The 664-nt window shown below is 64.2% G+C and carries 1 protein-coding gene; it reads left to right on the forward strand.

Annotated elements, in window-relative coordinates; translation table 11 throughout:
* Positions 1-70: 70 nt before the first annotated feature.
* On the forward strand, positions 71-511 hold the full coding sequence (locus tag EN991_RS38700) for a hypothetical protein (protein ID WP_024501715.1): 441 nt from the start codon (positions 71-73) through the stop codon (positions 509-511).
* Positions 512-664 lie beyond the last annotated feature (153 nt).

Consider the following 664-nt stretch of genomic DNA (forward strand, 5'->3'; position numbering starts at 1 on the left):
GTTCAGTTGTAGCTTTGATCCCACGCTGACATCCCGGCCGGCAAAGCGGCGACATTGAGGAGTTCTCACCATGAAGATTTCATCCGGATTTCGTTCCATCGCGGTTGCCGCCATCGCCACCGCAAGCATCGGCTTTGCCAGCGCCGCGCATGCCGACAGCGGCACCATCCGCTTCGCCGTCTACAAGGCGGCCTTCTTCGTCGGTGGCTCCGGAGGCGAAGGAACGCTGACCTTCCATGGCCGCCGCTATCCCATCTCGGTCGGCGGCGTCTCGGGCGGTCTCGCCTTCGGCGTTTCCAAGACCTATTTCCGAGGTACCGTGCGCCACATCAAACGTGCGCGGGATGTGACCGGGGTCTACGGTGCGGCGGGCGGTGGCGGCGCGCTTGGCAAGGGGGCTCAGGTGATCGTCATGACCAATGACAAGGGCGCCCAGCTCGAATTGACGGGCAGGCAGGTCGGCCTGCAGGTCAACGCCGACCTCAGCGGCATGAGCATCTCGCTGAGGTAGCCGTTAGCTCCTCAGGCCCGGCGCTTCCTGCCCCGTCCGCTCGACATATTCCGTATAGCCGCCGCCATAGGTGTGGATGCCTTCGGGCGTCAGCTCCAGCACGCGGTTGGAGAGCGCCGCCAGAAAATGCCGGTCGTGCGAGACGAACAGCAT

The organism is Mesorhizobium sp. M7A.F.Ca.US.005.03.2.1, assembly GCF_003997795.1.
GTDB lineage: Bacteria > Pseudomonadota > Alphaproteobacteria > Rhizobiales > Rhizobiaceae > Mesorhizobium > Mesorhizobium ciceri.